Annotated in this window: 14 protein-coding genes and 1 pseudogene; 6 read left to right on the plus strand and 9 right to left on the minus strand. The window is 40.6% G+C overall.

What is annotated here, in order from left to right; translation table 11 throughout:
* Positions 1-1,216 precede the first annotated feature (1,216 nt).
* Both msrB and M3O96_RS22120 read right to left on the minus strand, forming a co-directional pair.
* Complete coding sequence (msrB, locus tag M3O96_RS11885; protein WP_249720811.1) at positions 1,217-1,633, minus strand: peptide-methionine (R)-S-oxide reductase MsrB; 417 nt, start codon at positions 1,631-1,633, stop codon at positions 1,217-1,219.
* A gap of 133 nt (positions 1,634-1,766) precedes the next feature.
* A pseudogene (locus M3O96_RS22120) lies at positions 1,767-2,135 on the minus strand (four helix bundle protein).
* Between the two features lie 212 nt (positions 2,136-2,347).
* Between M3O96_RS22120 and M3O96_RS11895 the strand changes: the two are divergent.
* Positions 2,348-2,605: a hypothetical protein gene (locus M3O96_RS11895; RefSeq protein WP_249720813.1), complete on the plus strand. Its 258-nt coding sequence runs from the start codon at positions 2,348-2,350 to the stop codon at positions 2,603-2,605.
* Positions 2,606-2,752: 147 nt separating this feature from the next.
* Here M3O96_RS11895 and M3O96_RS11900 read toward each other — a convergent pair whose 3' ends face one another.
* From M3O96_RS11900 to M3O96_RS11910, 3 genes are all read right to left on the minus strand, one after another.
* Positions 2,753-5,143, minus strand: coding sequence for a penicillin acylase family protein (locus M3O96_RS11900; RefSeq protein WP_249720814.1), 2,391 nt, complete (start codon positions 5,141-5,143; stop codon positions 2,753-2,755).
* Positions 5,144-5,371: 228 nt separating this feature from the next.
* Positions 5,372-6,556 carry an aspartate aminotransferase family protein gene (locus M3O96_RS11905; protein WP_249720815.1) on the minus strand — a complete coding sequence of 395 codons (1,185 nt, stop codon included), beginning with the start codon at positions 6,554-6,556 and terminating at the stop codon, positions 5,372-5,374.
* 314 nt (positions 6,557-6,870) lie between these two features.
* A complete protein-coding gene (locus M3O96_RS11910) occupies positions 6,871-7,770 on the minus strand; it encodes a class I SAM-dependent methyltransferase (RefSeq protein ID WP_249720816.1) in 900 nt (299 codons plus the stop codon).
* Positions 7,771-7,865: 95 nt separating this feature from the next.
* On the opposite strand from M3O96_RS11910, the gene M3O96_RS11915 reads away from it, so the two are divergent.
* The 3 genes from M3O96_RS11915 (at position 7,866) to M3O96_RS11925 (ending at position 11,843) form a co-directional block, all read left to right on the plus strand.
* Complete coding sequence (locus M3O96_RS11915; protein WP_249720817.1) at positions 7,866-8,546, plus strand: hypothetical protein; 681 nt, start codon at positions 7,866-7,868, stop codon at positions 8,544-8,546.
* A gap of 27 nt (positions 8,547-8,573) precedes the next feature.
* A complete protein-coding gene (locus M3O96_RS11920; protein WP_249720818.1) occupies positions 8,574-9,812 on the plus strand; it encodes a S8 family serine peptidase in 1,239 nt (412 codons plus the stop codon).
* A gap of 78 nt (positions 9,813-9,890) precedes the next feature.
* Positions 9,891-11,843: a tetratricopeptide repeat-containing sensor histidine kinase gene (locus M3O96_RS11925; RefSeq protein WP_249720819.1), complete on the plus strand. Its 1,953-nt coding sequence runs from the start codon at positions 9,891-9,893 to the stop codon at positions 11,841-11,843.
* Here the strand turns inward: M3O96_RS11925 and M3O96_RS11930 are convergent.
* The 4 genes from M3O96_RS11930 to M3O96_RS11945 form a co-directional block, all read right to left on the minus strand.
* Positions 11,818-12,687 carry a type 2 periplasmic-binding domain-containing protein gene (locus M3O96_RS11930; protein ID WP_249720820.1) on the minus strand — a complete coding sequence of 290 codons (870 nt, stop codon included), beginning with the start codon at positions 12,685-12,687 and terminating at the stop codon, positions 11,818-11,820. The two genes, M3O96_RS11925 and M3O96_RS11930, sit on opposite strands and share 26 nt — an antisense overlap.
* 78 nt (positions 12,688-12,765) lie before the next feature.
* A complete protein-coding gene (locus M3O96_RS11935; protein ID WP_249720821.1) occupies positions 12,766-14,100 on the minus strand; it encodes an MFS transporter in 1,335 nt (444 codons plus the stop codon).
* A gap of 40 nt (positions 14,101-14,140) precedes the next feature.
* A complete protein-coding gene (locus M3O96_RS11940) occupies positions 14,141-16,567 on the minus strand; it encodes a glycoside hydrolase family 31 protein (protein ID WP_249720822.1) in 2,427 nt (808 codons plus the stop codon).
* Between the two features lie 212 nt (positions 16,568-16,779).
* On the minus strand, positions 16,780-17,811 hold the full coding sequence (locus tag M3O96_RS11945; protein ID WP_249720823.1) for a LacI family DNA-binding transcriptional regulator: 1,032 nt from the start codon (positions 17,809-17,811) through the stop codon (positions 16,780-16,782).
* 349 nt (positions 17,812-18,160) lie between these two features.
* Here M3O96_RS11945 and M3O96_RS11950 point away from each other — a divergent pair, with 349 nt between their 5' ends.
* A complete protein-coding gene (locus tag M3O96_RS11950) occupies positions 18,161-19,240 on the plus strand; it encodes a SusE domain-containing protein (protein ID WP_249720824.1) in 1,080 nt (359 codons plus the stop codon).
* A 90-nt stretch (positions 19,241-19,330) separates the two neighbouring features.
* Complete coding sequence (locus M3O96_RS11955; RefSeq protein WP_249720825.1) at positions 19,331-22,108, plus strand: alpha-amylase family glycosyl hydrolase; 2,778 nt, start codon at positions 19,331-19,333, stop codon at positions 22,106-22,108.
* Positions 22,109-22,111: the final 3 nt, after the last annotated feature.

Genomic DNA, 22,111 nt, shown 5'->3' on the forward strand with positions numbered 1-22,111 from the left:
TTAAAAATGATTAATTGGTGCGGTTCAATATGGGCAGGGATCTGTGCTGTTTGGCTAATCACAAAAAACTACCAGGATTTTTATCCTTTTCAGGATGTTTAGAGACTTGAATACAAAAATCTGTTTGGCTAATACTTTGATTTCAAGTATTTTAAAATTAGAAAATATCTTTTGAAATTAAAAACACTTTATAAATAATTCTTTAAAAATTAGAATTTGGCGGAGATTGGGGAAAATTCGGTAGGGGGGAGGGGGAATTTGGCGTTGACTAGATACAAGATATAAGACACAAGATTCAAGACTTTGGAAATTCAGAATTAAGAATGATGAATTTTTAATGTCGGATTTCGACAACTTGATAACAATGACAACGCATAGCAAACAAAAAAAAAGATACAAGATGCTAGACACAAAAATCAAGACTTAATAATAGACACAAGATTCAAGACACAAAGTCCAAGACTGATTCCTCGACAATTACAACGACTAGAACAATTACAACCACTAAAACTTAGATTCTTCGCTTCACTCAGAATGACGGTACTCAACCCGACAACGCGCAGCAGATAATTTGAAACCCGATTACCTGACAACGCGAAGCAGAAAACTGACCACCCGACAAAAATTTCAAAAAATCACGTTGAGAACTTACCAATTTCTCCGAAAAATTCAATCTCCAATTCCTTAGAAAAGGTCAATTCTGTAAAAAATAATGCAATAAAAATCTCAAAAACGGCCCTATTTCCCCCCAGTTCCTCCCCACCTTCTCCGCACCTTCCCCCTACCTTCCGTTATACCCTCCCCCACCATTCGTTAACTTTTGACCAATTTCCAAGAAACCATATAATTATTCCGGTAATTTTATGAGTTGTACTTTTTCAAGACTTAAAATTGGTTAAGAACCCGGTTTTATTTTTTCCCGGTTTAGCCTGTGGTAATTACTTCTAAGGTATCTATGGACAACTTGATTACGCGAAGCGGACAACAAAAATAGATGCAAGATGCTAGACACAAGAATCAAGACTTGTTTCCCCAACAACAATTAGAACAACTACAACCACTAGAACAATTACAACAACTAAAACTGAGATTCTTCGCTTCAATCTGAAGGATGGTCAACCCGACAACGCGCAGCAGACAAAAAAATAAGTCACAAGATTCAAGACACAAGATCCAAGACTTGATTGCCCAATAACAATTACAACCACTACAACAATTACAACTTTTTAAACCCCATACTTACTGAGTTGATGCAATAGCGAATGCCGCCTTTGTCTCTTGGGCCATCGGGAAATCGGTGTCCGAGGTGCCCGCCGCATTTGCCGCAGAGGATTTCTTCCCGAATCATGCCATGGGTATAATCCATGTGCACGTCGATCGCATCAGGTCGGACCGATTCGGTGAAGGACGGCCACCCGCAACCGCTGTCATACTTGGCAGAGGAATGAAAAATTTCGTTGCCACAGGCATGGCATTCGTAGATTCCGGTTTCTTTGTTAAGGTAATACTGCCCAGTGAAAGGTCTTTCTGTTCCTTTTTCTCGCAAAACATGGTAGGCTTGAGGATCAAGTTCCTGCTTCCATTCGTTTTCTGATTTGGAGATTTGGTAGGATTTTGTTGGTTTGGATTTCATTGGTAAAATGGTTCTAGTTGTTCTAGTTGTTGTAATGGTTGTGGCTGTAAAGGTTGTAATTGTTCTAGTTGTTGTAATGGTTGTAATTGTTGTGGGAGTCCGTTAATTTGATGGTTTTTGGTTTTTTCTTAGGTTATGTTTTCCAATTCGTTTTTACGTATTCAATGAAATTGTGGATTTTGACACCAAGTTTTCTATATTCTTCTTGTATCAATTGAACTTCTGCGTCATGCTCAGGATATAGAATCTTTAATTTTTCCAGATGGTTATGACATTCGAGGTTGCTTGCATGCGCATAAACCAAGAATTTGATAAAATCCTATTTGTAGGACTTTCTTCCATATCCTTCCATGATATTGGTATTGATTGAGTCAGACGACCTTCGCAACTGACTACCCAATTCGTATTTCTCATAAGAAGGTAACTTCAGACTGAATCGATGTGTTTCAAAAAACAACTCCAATGAAATTTTATAGATATCCAAGTCCTGATAGCTTTTCATTTGACAAATGTTTGAAATGAGCAATTGCCTAAATTAATCAATCCTGACTCAATTAATAGTTAATCAATAAAATTATTTCTTCAAGTAGAAACAAGATGCAAGACAATAGACAAAAGATTTGATTCTTCGAAAACAAAATGGAAACAAGAACCTAGACGCAGATTATTAACTTGAAACTTGATATTAATAAACCTACACAATTGATAATTGAGATGCTTCGCTTCACTACCAATGAAGAATATCGGGGTCGTCAAACTGATTCCAACAACAGTATAGGAAAAGTGTCTCAGTTAAGGGAGATTCTTCACCTTCGCAGGCTGCGGTTACCAAAGACAGATTTTGGAGGCGTCACCCTGAGTGAAGCGAAGGGTCTCACCTATAAAATAAAATCCTTCAGTTCCCGAAGAAAACGGGACAGGCTGTTCCTCCTTCAGGATGACGGGGAAACCAAATGTTATTACCTTTTCTGAACATTTTTTTAAAAATTTTGAATACTCAGGTTTACGGTTACCCAACCCAACAACAATTACAACCACTACAACAATTACAACCACTACAACAATTATAACCAATACAACAATTATAACCATTACAACCACCCCAACAAATCCCCCTCCCTACGGTCTCACCACCAACCTCCTCCCCCCACCTTTAATCACCTCCTCGTTCATCAGCATCGGGCGGTATTTGCCGGTGGCGTATAGGACGGCTTGGTCGGAGTAGTGGGGACTGAAAAGGTTGCCGCTCTGACCGGTGGGAAGGATGGATTCTGCCGCTTCTACGTCTGCAAAATCTATGATGATTCGCATGGCAGGACCGACATTGACTTTGTAGATGCCATCAGGATTGAGGGTAAATGGTAGTTTGTTGACCGATTCCTCATTGGCGGTGACGGCGGGGGCTTTGACGTTGAAGATTTTGTCCAAAGGTTTTTTGGCACCAAGAGGGTGAGGGTGTTCGAGAACGACGACTTTTTCCCAAAGCCATTTTTCACTGTCGGTACCCAATTGTTCGCTGAGTTCCGAGAGGGTTTTTCCTAAAGCGATTTTGACAATTTCGGCCTTGCTTTCCTTTGCTTCGGTTTTGGAATTGTCCCACCAAGGAGAATTATCGGTTCTGATCAGGGTCGGTACACTTCGGATGTACATAAATGTTTTGATGAAATTTTGAAAATCATCTTCCCCAAGTTCATCCGCCATCATGCCATGGAGGGTGTGGTACAGCCATTTGTAGTAAAAAGTAGGAGCGATGGATTCCAGGTCATGGCTGCCGTTCCAGTTTTCGATGGCCTCTTGTACAGGTTCAAAGCCTTTGAACGCGGCTAAATCCACGACAGCCAACATGCTTTTGGCATTGATGGGGTGGTTTTCGTTAATGGCTTCCAATTGGAGTGCCTTGATACTTTCTTGGGCCCAATCGTTTCGGGAAGTAACGGTTTTGGAGATTCTGTCCCAACGGTCGCCAGGATAATAGTAGCCCGGGAAGAAAGTCCCGTTGGAAAGGGTATCCGGTTGGTTATTGGCGGAAGCCACAAAACCTGAGGCAGGATTTATGCTCATGGGATTTTGCTCAAATGGGATCCATCCTGTCGGTTCGTCGGCAGGGTTACTGCCATCCAAGAAGATCTTACTGTTGACATGGTTTGGTCTAATGGGCAATTTTGCGGTAGCCCACCAAGCAATGTTTCCGGCCTTGTCGCCATACATGACATTGAGTCCGGGGGCGTGGATCATGCGGACTGCAGCCTCGGTTTCCTGTATGTTTTTGGCCCTAGCCATCTTCCATGTTGCTTCTAAGGCAACCGTTGGCTCGAGTACATAAACCCACCACGAAGCCACAGGATTTTGAGTCAGTTTGCCGATTTCGGGAAGGACTTCATTCATAATCGGACCGTGGATGGATTCTTTGATTTCAAAGGAAATGGGTTCTGAATCTTTGACTTGAATCGTTTCTGTTCTGGATGTCAATGGTCTAAATTCCTCTCCGTAAATGATTTCGTTGGGGTTGTTGGGATTGAGTTTTTCTTCAAAAAAATCCTGATCGTCGTTTTCAAACATCGTCAGTCCAATACTGTGGTGGCGTGTATGTCCAACCAAACCAAAAGGCATTCCCGCCAAGTTGTTGCCGTAATAGCTGAAACCGAGATATTCGAGATGGGCTTCATACCAAACAGATGGCTGTGCAAACCCGATGTGGGTATCATTACAGAACAGTACTTCACCGGAAGCCGTTCTGCTTCCCGAAATCACCCAAGAGTTGCTGCCTTCCAAGAGGGGAACGGGCAACTTTTCCAATAGGGCAGAAAGGGAATTTTCTATGACAAGGTCTGTGGTGATGGAATCTCTTTTGGGGTAATTGTTGGGGATCACATGGTGCTCCGGCAAAGTATGGACAGATACCATTTTCATATATTCCAGACCCAAGGTGCGGGCCATTTTGGTGACCAAAGGGTCTGTTTTCATCGCCATGGCAAAAGTAAAGGACATATATCCCGTGATGGCGTGGATGTCATTGATGGTGAATTCCCTCGGTTCTGATCCCAAGAGGGTATATTCAATGGGGATTTTTCCATGTCGGATAAAATGATTTACACCTTCGATATAGGCTTCGGTGGCGGATTTCCATTCTGAATTCCCGGCTTTGTTCCACTCTTCGGTGCTCCAAGCAGCATGTTTGGGAATACCCAAAGTCCTGAAAAATTTATCCACTTCCACCAAATCGGCACCCAAGAGTTCCGCCAAAGTGCCTGTTCCTACACGGCGCATCATTTCCATCTGAAAAAGCCTGTCCTGTGCATGGACATAGCCCAAGGAGCGGTAGGCATCTTCGGCATTGGCCGCATAGATATGGGGAACACCAAAATCATCGAAATAGACTTCCGCTTCCGCGGACATGGAAGGCATGTTGATTTCGCCGTTATATTTTGGTTTGAAGCTGAATTTGACTGCCTGAAATCCGATAAAGAACAGTACAAAAAGTACCGTTAGGGCAATGAGGATTTTTTTCATGGGTTTATTGATGGGTGGGGAATTTTTCAAGAGGTGATAAATGTAAAATTATCATAAATAAGACACAAGATGCAAGACACAAGATGCAAGACTTGATTACTCTAAAACAATGATAACCAGACAATGCGAAGCTGACAACTCGAAAACGCGACAACTTGACAACAATTACAACCACTAGAACCACTACAACAATTACAACCACTAAAACAATTATAACCCCTCCAACCCTCAACTCCCCCCCTCAATCGCCTCCAAAATCACCCCACAGGCTTTTTCTATTTCCTTCTCGGTAATGATCAAAGGTGGTGCGATCCGCATGGCATCATCGCAAAAAAGAAACCAATCGGTAATGACTCCATTTTCGATTGCCCTGTCGATGATTGGTTTAAGGACTTCGAAAGATTCAAACTCCACGGCCATCATCAGCCCTTTGTTGCGGATGGATTTGATTTTGGGATGAATAAGAAGTTTTTTGAAAAGATTTGCTTTTTGCTCGACTTGTTCCAAAAGCTTTTCTTCCTGAATAACTTTTATCGTGGCCAATGAAGCGGCTGCCGAAACCGGATGACCACCGAATGTCGTGATATGACCCAACAATGGATTGTTTTTGAATGCGCCCATCACGTCTTTATTGGCTATAAAAGCACCGATAGGCATGCCTCCGCCCATTCCTTTGGCACAGACCAATATATCAGGTACAATACCAAAATGCTCAAATGCCCAAAATTTGCCTGTTCTCCCAAATCCCGCCTGAATCTCATCCAAAATCAATAAGGTCCCCGTCTCATCACATTTTTTGCGTAAAGCCTGAAAATAATCTGGACAGGCTACCATGATTCCGGCTTCTCCCTGAATGGTCTCGACGATGAAAGCGGCCGTATCTTCTGTGATTTGATTGAGTTGGTGAAAACTCCCATAAACCACATTTTTGATTCCCGGCAAGAGCGGACGATAGGCTCTTTTGAAGATTTCATTGCCACCGACAGAAAGTGACCCATGGGAAGAACCGTGGTAGGCATTGACGCAGGATATGATTTCCCGGCGGTTGGTGTAGCGCTTCGCCAATTTCAATGCGCCTTCTACCGCTTCACTACCTGAGTTGACAAAATAGACATTGTCAAGGTGCCCGGAAAGGGTATCACAAAGTGCTTTAGCCAATTGAACCTGAGGACTTTGTACATATTCTCCATAAACCATCAGGTGAAGGTATTTGTCCAACTGATTTTGGATGGCCTCGAGAACTTTCGGATGGCGGTGACCGATATTGCTGACTCCTATTCCTGAAATCAGGTCCATATATACTTTTCCATCCGGCCCGTACATGTAGATTCCTTCTGCCTTTTCGATTTCTATCATCAAAGGAAAGTCAGTAGTCTGTGCGAGGATAGAAAGGAAAAGTTGGCGGTTATTCATTTTTTAAGATACAAGACGTAAGACACAAGATGCAAGACTTAGAGCCGAGAATCAAGAAACGAGAAAATTGTACCATTTACCAAGTACAATGAACCAAGTAAGTACTCCTAAACTTGAAAAGCCTAGAACCTGATAACAATGACAATGCGAAGCAGACAACATTTTCATTGAACCATGTTCCAAGTACCAAGTACAATGAACCAAGTAAGAACTCATAAACTTGACAACCCGAGAACCTAACAACCCGAGAACTTAACAACCCGAGAACCTGACAACCACTACAACCATTACAACAACTAGAACAATTACAACCTTTAGATTCCACTCCTAAACCTGAAGAAAATCCCCAGCGGCAGGTTCTTTTTGAATCTATCTACAAGGTATAACTCTCCGTGTTCGGCATTGTTGACATCTTTGAAGTTGGATTTGACAAGGTTGGCAGCAATCATCGAGCTGAAGCTTAGGGAATACATATTCAGGATGAGGAAGTGATGCTCGGGGTCTAGAAGCTCAGCACAGAGTTTGAGCATTTCATTGATCTGTTCTTCCAAAATCCATTTTTCTCCATCGGGGCCACGTCCATAGGCCGGTGGATCTAAAATAATGCCGTGGTATTTATTTCCCCGCCTGACTTCCCTCCTGATAAATTTCATCGCATCATCCACGATCCAACGGATACCATCCTGACCGGAAGATTCCATATTGTGCTTAGACCATGTGACTACCTGCTTGACAGAATCCAAGTGCGTGACATCTGCACCGCAGGCTTTGGCCGCAACGGAAGAAGCTCCCGTATAAGCAAAAAGATTAAGGACTTTAGGATTTTTTATGGGAAAGCTTTTCAGCGTATCAGCTATATAATCCCAATTGACCGCTTGCTCGGGAAAGAGCCCGATATGTTTGAAAGAAGTCATGGCAAGATTGAGTTTCATTTTAAGTCCATCCGGATTTTTGTAGCTGACTTGCCAATTGTGTGGAATCTTTTTCAGTTCATTCCATTGCCCTTTTTCTGGATTGTTTTTTTCCTTCGCAAAATGGGCATGAGCCAATTCCCTCCATTCTTTTTCATCCAGACTTTTGTCCCAGATTGCCTGTGGTTCCGGTCGGCTGAGGATATAATCTCCAAACCTTTCCAGTTTTTCAAATCCACCGGTATCAATCAGTTCATAATCTTCCCAATGCTGCGGGGAGAGAGAGAGGATGGTTTCTTTCATGCTGCAAAAGTAATTATATAATCGGAGAGCGGAAGTATTTTATAATTGGGAATAGTTTAGTTAATTTGGATTGTCTTTCATCCCCAATATCCATCATGAAGCGTTTCACAACTTTCCTTTTTATACTTATTCTTGGTTTGGGTTATATACCTTTTGCAAAAAGTCAGACCAATACTTCCTTAAATAGTCAGAATCAACAATACCTTGGCACATTCAGAATTAACCCTAAAAGTGATGGTTTGAAGGGCACTCCTTTTTTATTTGATGTTCCCCCTTTGGGCAAAATCGGACTTGACGGAGGAAAAGATTACAGCGAGATTCCTTTCAATATTCTGTTGGAAAAGAACGAAGTGTATATTCAGACAGGTGGAGAAGATTCTGAGCCCTTGTTATTGCGCAACTGGAAATGGATTGAGATACCCGGAGAGGAAGTAAGGAATTTCAGAATAGAATACCTTCAGGGCAAACCCCAAGTAGTAGAGATACTGTTTGAAAAAGAAGGTGAAAAATATATAGCTTCGCACAAAAAGACTTTGATAAGGCCTAGCAGTCAACGGGATGGGTATTCCGGTCCCCAATATGACACCTTCCGTCATGATATTAAGTACTTTATACTGAAGGGGATGCAGACCACAGAAATCAAAACAAACAGTGCAGGATTGAAAGAATGGGCAGGAAACCGCAATGATGAATTGAAGGAATTTTTAAAAGAAAATAAACTTAATCCCAGTGATCCTGTAGATATAAAAAAAATCATCACATTTTTGGTAAATTAATCCTAAATAAATAACAAAATATAATTTATGAGGTCTTTTCCGACTTTCTCAAATCTAACCATATTTGCATTTCTTCTGTTTTTCTCCTGTTCGCAGGATGAAACCATGGATTTGGAGCCACCCCAGAAATTAGAATTTACATCATTTGTACCTACTATACCTATTGAGGATCAATACATTGTTGTTTTTCATGAGGAAAAGATCTCAAGCAGATTAATCCAAACTGATGTCCAATCAATGGATTTATCTATGAGGAAGGAAGTTGTTAATTTATTATCCACATACAGGATATCAGAAGACAATATACAGCGGGTTTACTCTTCAGTTTTGAATGGATTTTGCGCCAAATTGGATAAGGACCAATTGGAAAAAATAAAAAAGGATCCTTTGGTGAAATATGTTGAACAGGATAGAGGTGGTGCTCTTGGACCTCTTACAGAAAGCATTGCCGTAAAAGGCAATACTGACCCGGTCAACACACAGATTGTTCCTTGGGGGATTACAAGGGTGGGAGGGCCATTTACTTACAAAGGTAAAAACTCCGTTTTTGTGGTGGATACAGGAATCCAACTAGACCATCCGGATCTGAATGTATGTGTCGAAAAAGCTTTTGATGCCTATCATCCAATCGATCCAAAGCTTTGCTTTGTAGATGAACACGGTCACGGTACACACGTGGCAGGAACTATTGGTGCTTTGGATAATTTCATTGGAGTAGTAGGTGTAGCGGCAGGGGTTGATTTAGTACCGGTTAAAATATTTTTCGGTCCTTTCGCTCAGTATTCATATTCAGGTATGATAGCAGGAATTGATCATGTTGGAAAAGTTGGAATTCCCGGAGATGTTGCCAATTTGAGTTTTGGAGGTTTTGATAGCAGCAGGGCTTTGGATGATGCTGTGCTTAATGCTTCGGAAAGCAAAAAAATATGGATGGTAATCGCTTCCGGCAATTCGAATCTTCCTGCCAATTCATTCAGTCCTGCGAGAGTTTCAGGAAATTTTACAATCACAGTCTCAGCGATCGATGCACTTGACCGGTTTGCCTGGTTTTCTCATTATGGATTCCCGATCAAATTTGCTGCCCCGGGAGTCAATGTATACTCTACCAACATTGGAGGGAGGTATAGGTATTTATCCGGTACTTCCATGGCAACACCCCATGTGGCAGGGCTAAGGGTTTTAGGTGAGATTGGAAATGATGGATTTGCTATCAATTATCCTGTAACACCTCCTGATCCTATTGCATATAGACCAAAAGGAAAATGATAAAATAAATAATTTGGTAGTTCATCTTTTTTTGTTAATATTATCGCTGTTTTACACACCCGAAAACAATTTTTCTTAATGAAAAAATCAATTGTGCTTATTTTACTTTTTTCCTCTTTGTTTGGGGAAATTTGTGCCCAAAATGATGAGATGGACAGTTTAAACAGGCTTCTTTCCCATCAGGTTTCCCGTGAAGACAGGGTTAATGCTTTGAACAAACTTACATTTCTTACCAGAGAAAAAGATTTGCAGCAGGCTTTGGTTTGGGGTCAAAGGGCAGAAGATTTGGCAAGTGAACTCAAGGACAGCCTTCAAATGAGTAGGGCAAAAGGTAATCTTGGGTGGGTTTATTTTAGACTTGGGATTTGGGAAAAAGCCTTCCGCTATTCCAAAGAATCTTATTTGATTGCTTTGGCCAAGGGATATAAAACTGAGTTAGGAATGGCTTTGAATAACCTAGGATCTCTTTATTACCGTCAGGATTATTATGATGAGGCCATCAAGAATTTTAAAGAGGCATATAAATATGGACAAGATGAAAACGATGCCTATTTAATCATCCGGAGTCTTAACAATCTCGCCCTAAATTATACCCTAAAAGGTGAATTGGATTCTGCTTTATTGTTTGCGAATGATGCGATAATATCCAATGAAAAATTTGGTGAAGAATATTTTATCACTTTTACACATAGGGTGCTTGGTGACATCCATCTTGGTAGGGGAGATGTCGGTAAGGCCATTGAAAGTTATGAGCATTCCCTCGAAATTTCCAACCCACAGCAGATCAAGACCTCCCAAGCTTCAGTATTGCATAGATTGGGAAACGCCTATTTTATCGACGGAAATACGTCCAAAGCATTAGAGTATCTTACCCAAGGACTAAAGATTTCTAAGGAAAACGGGTTTTTGGATGAATTGGTGGAAACTTATAAAACTTTCACCATGATTTATGATGCAAAGGGTAATATTCCTTTGGCTTTTCAATATCAAAAAGCCTTTACTGAACTCAATGCAGAAAGAGAAGCGGCTTCAAACAGGGAAAGAATGGAAATGTTACAGGCCAAGTTTGAAGTCGAAAAATCAGACGCTGAGATCAACTACCTAAAAGTTCAAAACCAATTAAAGGAAGTTGAAATAAAAAGTTTTAATAAAATTTTGACCATGTTTTTGGTATTCACTGCTGTATCAGTCGGTTTGTTGTTTTGGATGAGTATTATATTTAGAAAGAATAAGGAAACTACCAAAAGGCTCGTCGAAAAGAGGTCTATACTTGAAGCGCAGAAAAAAGAACTTCAGAAAAAATCTGCTGAATTGACAGAATCTAACAGGAGCAAAAACAGGATACTCTCCATCCTTGGACATGATTTGAAGAGCCCTGTAGCCCAGTTGAAGGGAGTCTTGGACCTTCTGCATTCCCAAGAATTGAGTAAAGAAGAATTTGATGGGATTTCACATATCCTCAAAAGAAATGTGGACGGCCTTTATGAAAATATTGATAATATCCTGAGTTGGTCCAAATCCCAAATGGAAGGATTCAAAGTTCAATTGCTTCCTACGAATATCAAAAAGGTAATCCGGCCTTGCCTGGAGCTTTTGCAATACCAGGCCAATTCCAAAGAAATATCCATCACCATCAATATCATCGAGGAAATTGCACTTGTCGATCAAGACCTGCTTCAGCTGATTATTCGAAACCTGCTGAGCAATGCCATCAAATTTTCGAACAAAGGATCCAACATTGATATTTATTCCCAAAAAGATGGGGATTTCATCAAACTTGTCATTCAAGATTATGGTCTCGGAATGAGTGAAATCCAGTTAGACACTATTCTCAACCAACAGGTATATCTACTCGAATCAAGCGTGGGGACAGACAAAGAAAAAGGAACAGGACTTGGATTGAATCTCTGCAAGGAATTTTTAGGTTTGATGGGTGGCGCACTGATGCTTGAAAGCAAGAAAGGCGAAGGAACCACAGCCATCTTACTTTTGCAGAGTGTTACTGTCAATAAAGCCCAACAAGTGATTTGAAGATCAATTCCTCAGGATTAAGCGTCTTTTCTATCAGTTTCAAATCTTTCAAAATATCAATTGTCTCCTGAATTGTATTTTTGGAAATCATCCCGCTGTTGGCCCACTTCGTTTGCCTTAGCCATGCATTGATGTCTTCAATTTTGATTTTGTAGGTCTCGCTGAGGAGAATTGGGTAATCGGGTGAATTGAGCAGGGATATAGATTCCAGATAAACCAAATCCCTCAGGGTTCTAATTACTTCCGGAGAGTCGGCTAAAATTGAAGGGTTGGCCACTATGACAAAACAAGGCCAAGGAGTGGGTATTTCTCCAATCCGATTAAAATACCCATTGTCTACAAATGGCTTGGTCATAAATTTTTCCCAGAGAAAAAGTTTATGGATTTCATCCTGCAAAGCCTCTTTGGCACCTTCTAGGTCACCGACAACTTCAAAATCAAGGCTTTCCATATCCCAACCTTCTCTTTTGGCCAATAAAAATGCCATCAAATGGGAACCTGAGCCATACCTGCTGATGACAAATTCACCGTGACCTAGTTCCGAAATGTCTTTAATTTCTGATTTTCCTGATCCATGAATTCCCCAAATCAAGGGAGATTCAACGTGGAGACCAATTATCAAAGCAGGATTACCCTCAATCTTATCTTTGATAAAGCTCTCAGTCAGCACCACTGCCAAGTCGGTGGATCCCTCACGCAGGGACGTGTTCATTGCACCTGAACCTTTGGGCTCGTCCACCCATTCCAATTGAATGCCTTGAGCCAAAAACGGCTGTCTTTTTATCACCTGAATCCATGGATAATTAAAGTGCTCGGGTACGCCGGTTATGGTTATTTTTTTCATAGTTAAGCTTCAGTTTTAAACAAAAATACCGCTAATATTTGGTTAGCGGTATTGAAAACTTAGGAAATACGATGCATTCTATGTGTCATGGGTGGCATTTCGGTCGGAAATGAAAATATTGCTCAGTCCTGCAACAATCAAGGAACATCCTGCCAATACCATGGTAAAGATCACCTCTTCTCCAAACAAAAGCTTATACAAGAAATTGATTCCGCCCAAGGCGGCCACAATCTGGGGAATCACAATAAACATATTGAAAATACCCATGTACACACCCATTTGTTTGGGATTGACAGCACCGGACAACATCGCATAGGGCATGGACAGAATACTTGCCCAGGCTATGCCTACCAAAGCAAAGCTAAGGTGAAGCATCCAAGGTTCGGAGATGTAGTATATCATGATAAATCCCAAACCGCCAGCGATCAAGCTGAACATATGAAGCATCTTCCTGTTTATTTTCACTTTGCTGGTCACAAAGGCAAGAATTAAGGCAAAAAACATTGACACCAAGCCATAAGTACCGAGATAATTACCCACGCTGTCAGCCGCATCATTATAAACCTGTGAGGTGGTATCTGTGGCTTTGAAAACATGTTCTGTGATGGCAGGAGTAGCAAAACTCCACATGGTAAAAAAAGCAAACCAAGAAAAGAACTGGACTACCCCCAATTGTTTCATGACTTTTGGCATTCCTAAAATGTTTTTAAAGATCTCTTTAAACCCATTCAAAAAACCTTTACTCTCTTCATTTTCTTTTTTGAGGGCCTCAAGGTCCTCAGGGGGATACTCATCTGTGGTCAATATGGTGTACAGAATCGAACTGAAAAGCACAACAGCACCAATAGCAAAAGCAAATTTGACCGAATCAGGCACCACTCCCGGCTCAGCGGTATTAGGGACACCTATCTGAGTCATCAACCAAGGCAAGTTACTTGCCACCCAAGTTCCGATACCGATGATCAATGTCTGCACCACAAAACCATAAGACCGCTGACTATCCGGAAGTTTGTCCGCGACTAGAGCCCTGAAAGGTTCCATGCTGATATTGATCGAGGCGTCCAAGATCCAAAGTGCTCCGGCTGCCATCCACAAAGCAGAAGAGTACGGGGCGAAAAACAATGCAATCGTACTAAAAATCGCCCCAATGAGAAAGAATGGTTTCCTTCTTCCAAATTTTGGATGCCAAGTCCTATCACTGATGTACCCCACTATCGGTTGTACAAGCAATCCTGTAAGCGGAGCGGCGATCCAAAGCAGTGGAATTGCATCTTTATCTGCACCAAGTGTTTGGAAAATGCGTGACATAAAGCCCCCTTGAAGAGCAAATCCAAATTGGATTCCAAGAAATCCGAAACTCATGTTCCAGATCTGCCAAAAGCTTAGCCTTGGCTTAGTATCGATTGCTTGCATTATCTTGGGTTAGAATCTTAAGGAAAATTTAGGTTATAGGTTATTGAATGGTGATTTCAAAGGCCTCAGCAACATTTTGAATGGTAAAGGTTGAAATATTTTTGATTTCCAAATATGGAAAGCGGTTTTCAGGTAAAGGATCAAAATCTGTCAGCATACCTAAAAAAGCAAAATCTTCTTTTTCTGGTGTTTTCAATTTTCCATTATAAAGAACCGATTCTGTTTTTATTCCATGAAAATATACCTTCACTTGTTGGAATTTACTTTGGAAATCGCCCTCGGTTTTTGAAAAGGTCAATGTCTTCAGCTCAGTATTCCAGATGATTTCCCTCTTCAAAAACTTTCCTTTTTTATAATCAGGACTGATGCCATCATCTTCGTAGTGAATATAGGTCGAAGCCTCCTTACCTGCGTAGATATGGAGATCAAGGATTCCATTATGGGACTGACCTGTATAGGACACATCAGATTGTAATGCTAGGATCGAGCCTGCTTTTATATATACTGGGAGGTAATTGAGTGGACAGTCTTGGTAGACGATCTGCTTTCCTTTATATTTTTGATTATCAAACAAATAGTACCATTCTCCTGCAGGAAGATAAACCTTGGTGATCTCTTTATGACTTTCTACCGGTGCAATCAGGAGGTTGTCACAAAAAAGGTATTGGTTTTCATAGGCACTTTCATAGATATATTTGTCATGGGAATAACCCACAGCCAGACTTTGAGCGATAGGAAGACCAGTTTTGGTACTCTTGTAGAAACTGCTGTAAATAGTAGGAAGCATTCTGTACCTCAATTTCATATAGTTTCTTGAAATCTCTTCTACTTCCTCTCCAAACGCCCAAGGTTCGGCATCACTGCTATTGATCATCGAATGCGCTCTGTACAAAGGAGAAAAAGTAGCTATGCTCATCCATCTAGCAAAAAGTGATTTGGTCGCTTCACCGGCAAAACCACCCACATCATATCCTGAATAAGCAACGCCGCTTAGACCAAGACTATTGACCAACCTGATGCCTGCCATCATGTGCTCCTCGCTCGCCACATTGTCTCCGGTCCATGCAGCTGCATAACGCTGAATTCCTGAAAATCCTGACCTTGTCAATACAAAAGGTCTTTCCTCGGGTCGTTGCAATTCACATCCTTCTTTGGCGCTTCTTGCCATTTGAAATCCATAAATGTTTCTTGCTTTTCTATGGCTGACATTTTCTCCTTCATAAGAAAAATTGATCAGATTTGGGGTGAATTGACCCCATGAAGCGGGTTCGTTCATATCAGTCCAATACCCATCTACTCCGGCTTCTTCGTAAAAAGCCATTTTTTCAGCCCACCACTGACGGGTATCCGGTTTGGTAAAATCAGGAAATGCGCACCAACCCGGCCAAACTTGTCCTTCATAAATTTCATTGTCTGGATATTTGACAAACAGGTCCTTTTGTTTTCCCTCATCAAAGGGCAGATAGCCTTTATCAGTTTTGATTCCCGGATCCATGATGACCACTACTTTGAACCCTTTCTCCTTTATGGATTTTATCATGGATTTGGGATCAGGGAATTTTTCTCCATCAAAAGTGAAAACTTTATATTTCTCCATATGATGGATGTCAAGATAAATGACATCTGCCGGCATGTCTTTGTCCCTGAATGTCTTGGCCAAAGTCAAAACTTCAGAATCAGGGTAATAGGAATACCGGCATTGTTGAAAGCCTAGGGACCACAAAGGTGGCATTTCCATTTTTCCGGTCAATTCTGTGTAGGAACTGATAATTTTTGAGACCGAATCATTATGGAAAAAATAATAATCCATATCTCCATCATCCGCGGAATAATAGATAAATCGGTTGTTGGAAGCTCCAAAATTGAAAACAGACTTATGTGTATTGTCAAAAAATATTCCGTAGGCGAGACCACTGTGAACTCCAATGTAAAAAGGAATACTCATGTACAATGGATCGTCACCTATCCCGTACGCAAAATAATCCGTATTCCAATTGGTAAAAGCACGACCCGAACGGTCAAGATGCCCCGTTTTTTCACCGAGGCCAATAAACCTTTCCTTGGGTTGCACTTTTTTATAGTTGCTTACCTCCGTTCCCAACCATGATACTGCAAAAGCTGGATCATCTTGGTTGATAATTTCGCCACTTGGGGTCAAGAACGTAAGGAAAAAAGGACTCAAGTTTACTGAAATATGGATATGGGAAGTTTTGATCCAAATTTTTTCACTTTCCACTAAGGTGTTGAACTGGATTTGGACGGGCCCTGATATTACACTGTAAGGGTTTGGTGAATATTTGGATTCTCTGCTGACCTGAATTCGTACAGTATCCTCTTTGTAAAGAGTAATTTCGAAATTTGCTGACGCAGTATTTCCATAGATCCCGTTTGGCTTTTCGTACCAGGACAAAACGTCCCCAATAGCCAGATTTTGAGTTGAATTTGATAAATTGGTGGGTAGAGGCATTTTATAATTGCTTATTAAATATTAATAGCCTGATATTTTTGTTCACAAGAATTGAAGTTGGGGGTCTAATTTATAATTTTATGTGAAAGGATAAAATTCTTTGGTAATTCCAATCGGCCAAAAAAATCATCCAGGATTGTTCAAAAAGCGGTTTTTTGAATTGTATGACATAATCAAACGATTGCATAAATAATTGCACAAGGGAGAAAAAATCAGACTTTCACAGATGATTTTCTAACCAACAATTCCGTATCCAAGACTACATTCTGCGAAACGGAATCTATTACTGTCTTTTTGTTGATGAGGTCCAATAAAAGTTTGGTAGCAGTTTCACCGATTTGGAATCCAGGCTGGGCAACCGTGGATAGGGGAGGATCGATCATAGAAGAAAATTGCCAATTGGAAAATCCGACTACACCCACATCCTCAGGTATTTTTAGTTCAAGGGCTTTGAGCGCCATCATGGCACCTGCTGCGACAATATCATGATGTGCGAATATGGCATCCGGTCTGTTTTCCTTGTTTTTGAACAATTCGGTAGTGATCAATATACTTTCCTTCTCGGTACCAAAGGGACATTCTACAATCCACTTTTCATCTTCTTGAATACCTGCATCCCTTAATGCATTCAAATAACCTTCTTTTCTTTGTTTAGAGATCGCGAGATTGACAGGTCCGGATAGGTGAACAATTTTTTTAAACCCTTGGTCAATGAGATGTGTCACGGCATTATAAGCTCCTTGATAGTCGTTGACAGTGACATTGATGGTATTTTTCAAGTCTGGTATCCTGTCAAAAAAAACAATCGGGAACTCTAAGTCTATCATCTTTTGGAAATGGTCAAAGTTGGTCGTTTCTCTTGAAAAACTTACAAGTACGCCATCAATTTGGTTGGAAAGCATGGTCTCAATGCTACTTTTTTCCCTTGTAAATCTCTCATTTGTCTGGCAAAGGATAACATTGTAGCCATTTGCGAATGCTACTTCTTCCACACCACTGATCACTGTAGAAAAGAAAAAATGAACTACTTCAGGAATAATTACCCCAATAGTAAAAGATTTACTCTTTCTTAAGCTGAGAGCTACGGCATTGGGCCGATAGTTTAGCTTGGTAGCAAGTTCTTTTACCTTTCGTTTAGTTTCATCACTTATACCAGGATAATCCTTTAATGCCCTTGAAACCGTAGATGTAGATACATTTAGTTCTTTGGCAATGTCTTTTATAGTAGCTTGACCGAGTTTCATAAAAATTAGATTTTTCTAATATTTAAATATATAGGTTTTCAGGATATTTAATATGCCTCAAGAACCATAATTTTTTTTGATTCACACAATTTATATGGTTTCACTTGGATTTTCTAAAAAAATATAATTTCCATGCAATCGTTTGCGGTTTCGTTTGCACAATTATTTGTAAAAAAATTCCATACTGATTATTTGCTTGGACATTTTTGATTCCGTAATATTTCATAGTTGTATTGTGATAATCGTATTCGATTGAAATATTCTTGCAGGTCACAATATAATTTTACAATAGAAAAATTGAATTAAATTAATTCCAACGTGAAACAATAAATACCAAAAACAAATTCCTATGAAAGTATTATCAAAATTAGTCTGGGTTGCATTCATTCTCCCTTTAATCCTGTGGTCTTGCAGCCCTGTAGATGATCCTGCAATTATCCCGCAAACGCCATCTACCTTAACTAGTCCTACAGCAGGTTCAGCTATTGTTCTTAAAGAAGCGGATAAAGCAGACACTTTATTTTTTCAGGCGTCTATCCCTGATTTTGGTGTTCCGGGAAACTACACCTACGCCCTTGAAATGGCAAGAGGCGGTACCAATTTTGCAACAGTGGTTGGGTTGGGTAGTTCCACAACTCCAACAGTAAAAGTTGCAATAGGTGAATTGAATAAGCAATTAGTAACAGCTGGACTTGACCCGGAAGTTGCTGGAAATGTTGATTTCCGTTTCAAAACCACCATCGACAGGAGTTTGAGTCCATTGGTCGGTGCCGGAACAACGCTTTCAATCACTCCTTACAAAGATGCTGTTATTCTTAAAAATTTATTCATTGTAGGCAATGCAGCACCTCCGGGATGGAACAACGACAACAACAACCCTCCTTTGTTCCGCGATCCTGCCAACAAAGATCTTTATGTATACACTGGCTTTTTTGCAGTGGGAGAATTTAAAGTCCTAGAGAAATTGGGTCAGTGGCAACCACAATGGGGCAAAAATGGTGACTCGGGTATCGGTGTCTCAGTTGGCGCTACAGAGCCCCCTGCTTGGGTAATTTCAGCTGCTGGACATTATGTATTTACGTTAAACCTTGCTACAAAAACATTTACTTTGGTTCCTTTTACCGGTGCTGCTGATGTCTACTTTCCAACCGTTGGAATTATCGGAAGTTCAACTCCTGGTGGATGGGATAATAGTACTGCAATGACGAACATTAATTTTGACAAACATCTTTGGTATACTACTGCCACAGTAACTAATGGCGAAATTAAATTCAGAGCGAATAATGCGTGGACAATCAATTGGGGAGCTAAGACTCCGATTTCTGGAAGAGCAGAGTTAGGAAGTCCTGACAATGTTCCAATTGTCGCAGGAACTTACAAAATGTGGTTCAACTCCCTAGATGGAAGATATATCTTTATTGGAGGGTAATTAGAATTACCTCTTTCTTAAAAGGCTACTGTAACGGTAGCCTTTTTATTTATAAATTAATCAGTATCTTATTTGAGTAACTTTCCGACAATGAAAATTAAAATCCTAATACCAATATTTTTTTTATTGAACCTGAGCTATGGTTTTTCCCAAGTAACCACTCAACCCACTTTTCCTCGTGCTGATCAAAAAATAAAAATCATATACGATGCCACCAAAGGAACAACAGGACTCAAAGATATTGATCCTGTCTACGTCCATATCGGTGCGGTCGTAGCCGGTCCTACCTCCACTACTTGGGCCATTGTTCCTTTTACTTGGGGCACAGCAAATGCGGATGCAAGAATGGTCAAAACTGCTCCTAATATCTGGGAGTGGGAACTCACACCAAACGACTTTTTCAAACCAGCGTCCGGTCAGACGATATATCGCTTAGGCATGGTTTTTAGAAATGCCACAGGTTCTTTAGAAGGAAAGAACGAGACAAATGGTGATTTTTTTATTAACCTGAGTCAGGGTTTTGAAGTCACTTTCACCAATCCTACCTCCTCCAAATTACTTGAAGTGGGAGAGTCACAAGAAATAAGAATAGCGTCCTCAGACAAGGCGGATTTGAGTCTGGAGATAAATAGTGTTCAGGTGGCTTCGGCCCCGAATGCAGAAAGTCTGACATATACCTTTTTAGCTATTACTGAAGGAGCTTTTAATGTAATAGCAAAAGCTTCGAAAACAGGAGAGGAAGATACTTCCGAGATAACCCTGACAGTTGTCGGCCCAAGCCCGCAAGCACCTTTACCTTCAGGGGCGAAAAAAGGGATCAACTATATCTCAGATACAGAAGTAGTATTTGTGCTGGAGGCACCGCTTAAGAAAAATGCCTTCTTGATTGGGGATTTCAACAATTGGGAGGTTCTTCCTCAATTTCAGATGAACCAAACTCCTGACAAAGAATTGTTTTGGTACAGATTGACAGGTTTGGTTCCGAAGCAAGAGTACATTTTTCAATATTTGATAGATGGAGATATTCGGATTGGAGATCCTTACGCGGACAAAGTTTCCGACCCTTTTCATGATGATGAGATCATCTCCCAAAACAGGTATCCCGGTCTAAAACCATATCCTAAAGGAAAAACTGAGTTTCAGGCTACTTTTCTCCAGACTGCACAGGATCAATACCAATGGAAATACCTCAACTACGAAAAACCAGCCATGGAGGAATTGGTGGTTTATGAACTTCTGGTAAGGGATTTTGATGACAGGAGGACATTCAAAGCTGTTGTAGATAGGTTGGATTATCTGCAAAGTTTGGGAATCAATGCAATCGAATTGATGCCTATCAAGGAATTTGAAGGGAACCTATCATGGGGATATAATCCCTCTTTCTTTTTTGCTGTAGATAAATTTTATGGCCCAAAGAACCATTTGAAAGAATTGATAGATGAAGCCCACAAAAGAGGCATTGTCGTCATTTTAGATATGGTTTTGAATCATGCCTTTGGCCAATCACCATTTGTAAGGTTATACAACGATGGAGATTATGGTGCTCCGACTCTGGATAATCCCTGGCTCAACAGAGTCGCTAAGCACCCTTTCAATGTCGGTTATGACTTTAACCATGAAAGCACCTATACCAAAGCCTTTGTGGATTCGGTCAATAATTATTGGCTGACAGAATACAAAGTAGATGGATACAGGTTTGACCTGAGCAAGGGCTTTACCCAAGTCAATTCAGGCGACAATGTCGGTTTCTTTGGAGAATACGACCCCACTCGAATCGCAATCTGGAAGAATATTTATGACCAAATCAAAGAAAATCACCCGGATGCATATGTTATCCTTGAGCACTTCGCTGACAACACTGAGGAAAAAGAACTGTCCAACTATGGCATGATGTTTTGGGGGAATATGAATTTTGACTTTAGGGATATTGCCAAAGGGAATTCAAGAAATTTTGATTGGGGCTTCTATCAAACAAGAGGTTGGAATGACAATACTTTGGTGGGCTACATGGAAAGTCATGATGAAGAAAGGACCATGTGGGAGTCCCTGACTTGGGGACAAACTTCCCCATTGAATATCAGACAACTCAGCAATGCCGTGAACAGAAACCAATTGATGGCGGCATTTTTCTTCTCCATACCTGGCCCAAAAATGCTATGGCAATTTGAGGAATTTGGATATGACCTAGAACTTAACAACGATAGGCTAGGAATCAAACCTACCAAATGGGAATACCTTGACAATCCCGAAAGACAGCGTCTTCTTAATATGTATAAAGCAATGATTGACTTGAAAAGCAAATATAATGCTTTTAATAGTCCTCAAAATGCCACCTTAGAACTGACTCAGCCACTGAAAAGTATCAAGCTTACTGAAGGGGATTTTCAGATGGTTCTTTATGGCAATTTTGGATTGTCGGATATTGCTAATGCAAACCTTACCTTTCCAGCCTCAGGAACGTGGTATAATTATTTTACAGGAGAAGAATTTGTCTTGAGTGGAACATCTAGAACATTCAGGTTAAGAGCCAATCAATTCCTGATGTTTACCAACAAAAAACTTCCATTACCGGCAGGTGAAATCCTCCAAGACCCCATTCTTTCCCTCAACCCGGAGTTACCAAATCCGTTGCAATTCAAAATTTATCCTGTTCCTGCGACAGACAGGTTGTTTGTAGAGTTCCCCACTGCCATGAATAAGGTATATTTTAGGATCATGGACGTGACAGGGAAAGTAATGAGGGATGATTCATATTCGGGAACAGACAAGAATTTGCAAGTCGATATACAGGAATTTTCCTCAGGTCTTTATATCTTTGAAATCAGTGATAACCGTCAAGTTTTTAGAAAGCGGTTTATAAAGAAATAATCA

The sequence above is a fragment of the Aquiflexum sp. TKW24L genome (assembly GCF_023502205.1).
Classification (GTDB): domain Bacteria; phylum Bacteroidota; class Bacteroidia; order Cytophagales; family Cyclobacteriaceae; genus Cognataquiflexum.

What these genes read in the sequence shown, in the direction of transcription:
- msrB (WP_249720811.1), bottom strand. Translation starts at nt 1,633, where the DNA reads ATGAAATCCAAACCAACAAAATCCTACCAAATCTCCAAATCAGAAAAC.
- M3O96_RS11895 (WP_249720813.1), top strand. Translation starts at nt 2,348, where the DNA reads ATGCTTCGCTTCACTACCAATGAAGAATATCGGGGTCGTCAAACTGAT.
- M3O96_RS11900 (WP_249720814.1), bottom strand. Translation starts at nt 5,143, where the DNA reads ATGAAAAAAATCCTCATTGCCCTAACGGTACTTTTTGTACTGTTCTTT.
- M3O96_RS11905 (WP_249720815.1), bottom strand. Translation starts at nt 6,556, where the DNA reads ATGAATAACCGCCAACTTTTCCTTTCTATCCTCGCACAGACTACTGAC.
- M3O96_RS11910 (WP_249720816.1), bottom strand. Translation starts at nt 7,770, where the DNA reads ATGAAAGAAACCATCCTCTCTCTCTCCCCGCAGCATTGGGAAGATTAT.
- M3O96_RS11915 (WP_249720817.1), top strand. Translation starts at nt 7,866, where the DNA reads ATGAAGCGTTTCACAACTTTCCTTTTTATACTTATTCTTGGTTTGGGT.
- M3O96_RS11920 (WP_249720818.1), top strand. Translation starts at nt 8,574, where the DNA reads ATGAGGTCTTTTCCGACTTTCTCAAATCTAACCATATTTGCATTTCTT.
- M3O96_RS11925 (WP_249720819.1), top strand. Translation starts at nt 9,891, where the DNA reads ATGAAAAAATCAATTGTGCTTATTTTACTTTTTTCCTCTTTGTTTGGG.
- M3O96_RS11930 (WP_249720820.1), bottom strand. Translation starts at nt 12,687, where the DNA reads ATGAAAAAAATAACCATAACCGGCGTACCCGAGCACTTTAATTATCCA.
- M3O96_RS11935 (WP_249720821.1), bottom strand. Translation starts at nt 14,100, where the DNA reads ATGCAAGCAATCGATACTAAGCCAAGGCTAAGCTTTTGGCAGATCTGG.
- M3O96_RS11940 (WP_249720822.1), bottom strand. Translation starts at nt 16,567, where the DNA reads ATGCCTCTACCCACCAATTTATCAAATTCAACTCAAAATCTGGCTATT.
- M3O96_RS11945 (WP_249720823.1), bottom strand. Translation starts at nt 17,811, where the DNA reads ATGAAACTCGGTCAAGCTACTATAAAAGACATTGCCAAAGAACTAAAT.
- M3O96_RS11950 (WP_249720824.1), top strand. Translation starts at nt 18,161, where the DNA reads ATGAAAGTATTATCAAAATTAGTCTGGGTTGCATTCATTCTCCCTTTA.
- M3O96_RS11955 (WP_249720825.1), top strand. Translation starts at nt 19,331, where the DNA reads ATGAAAATTAAAATCCTAATACCAATATTTTTTTTATTGAACCTGAGC.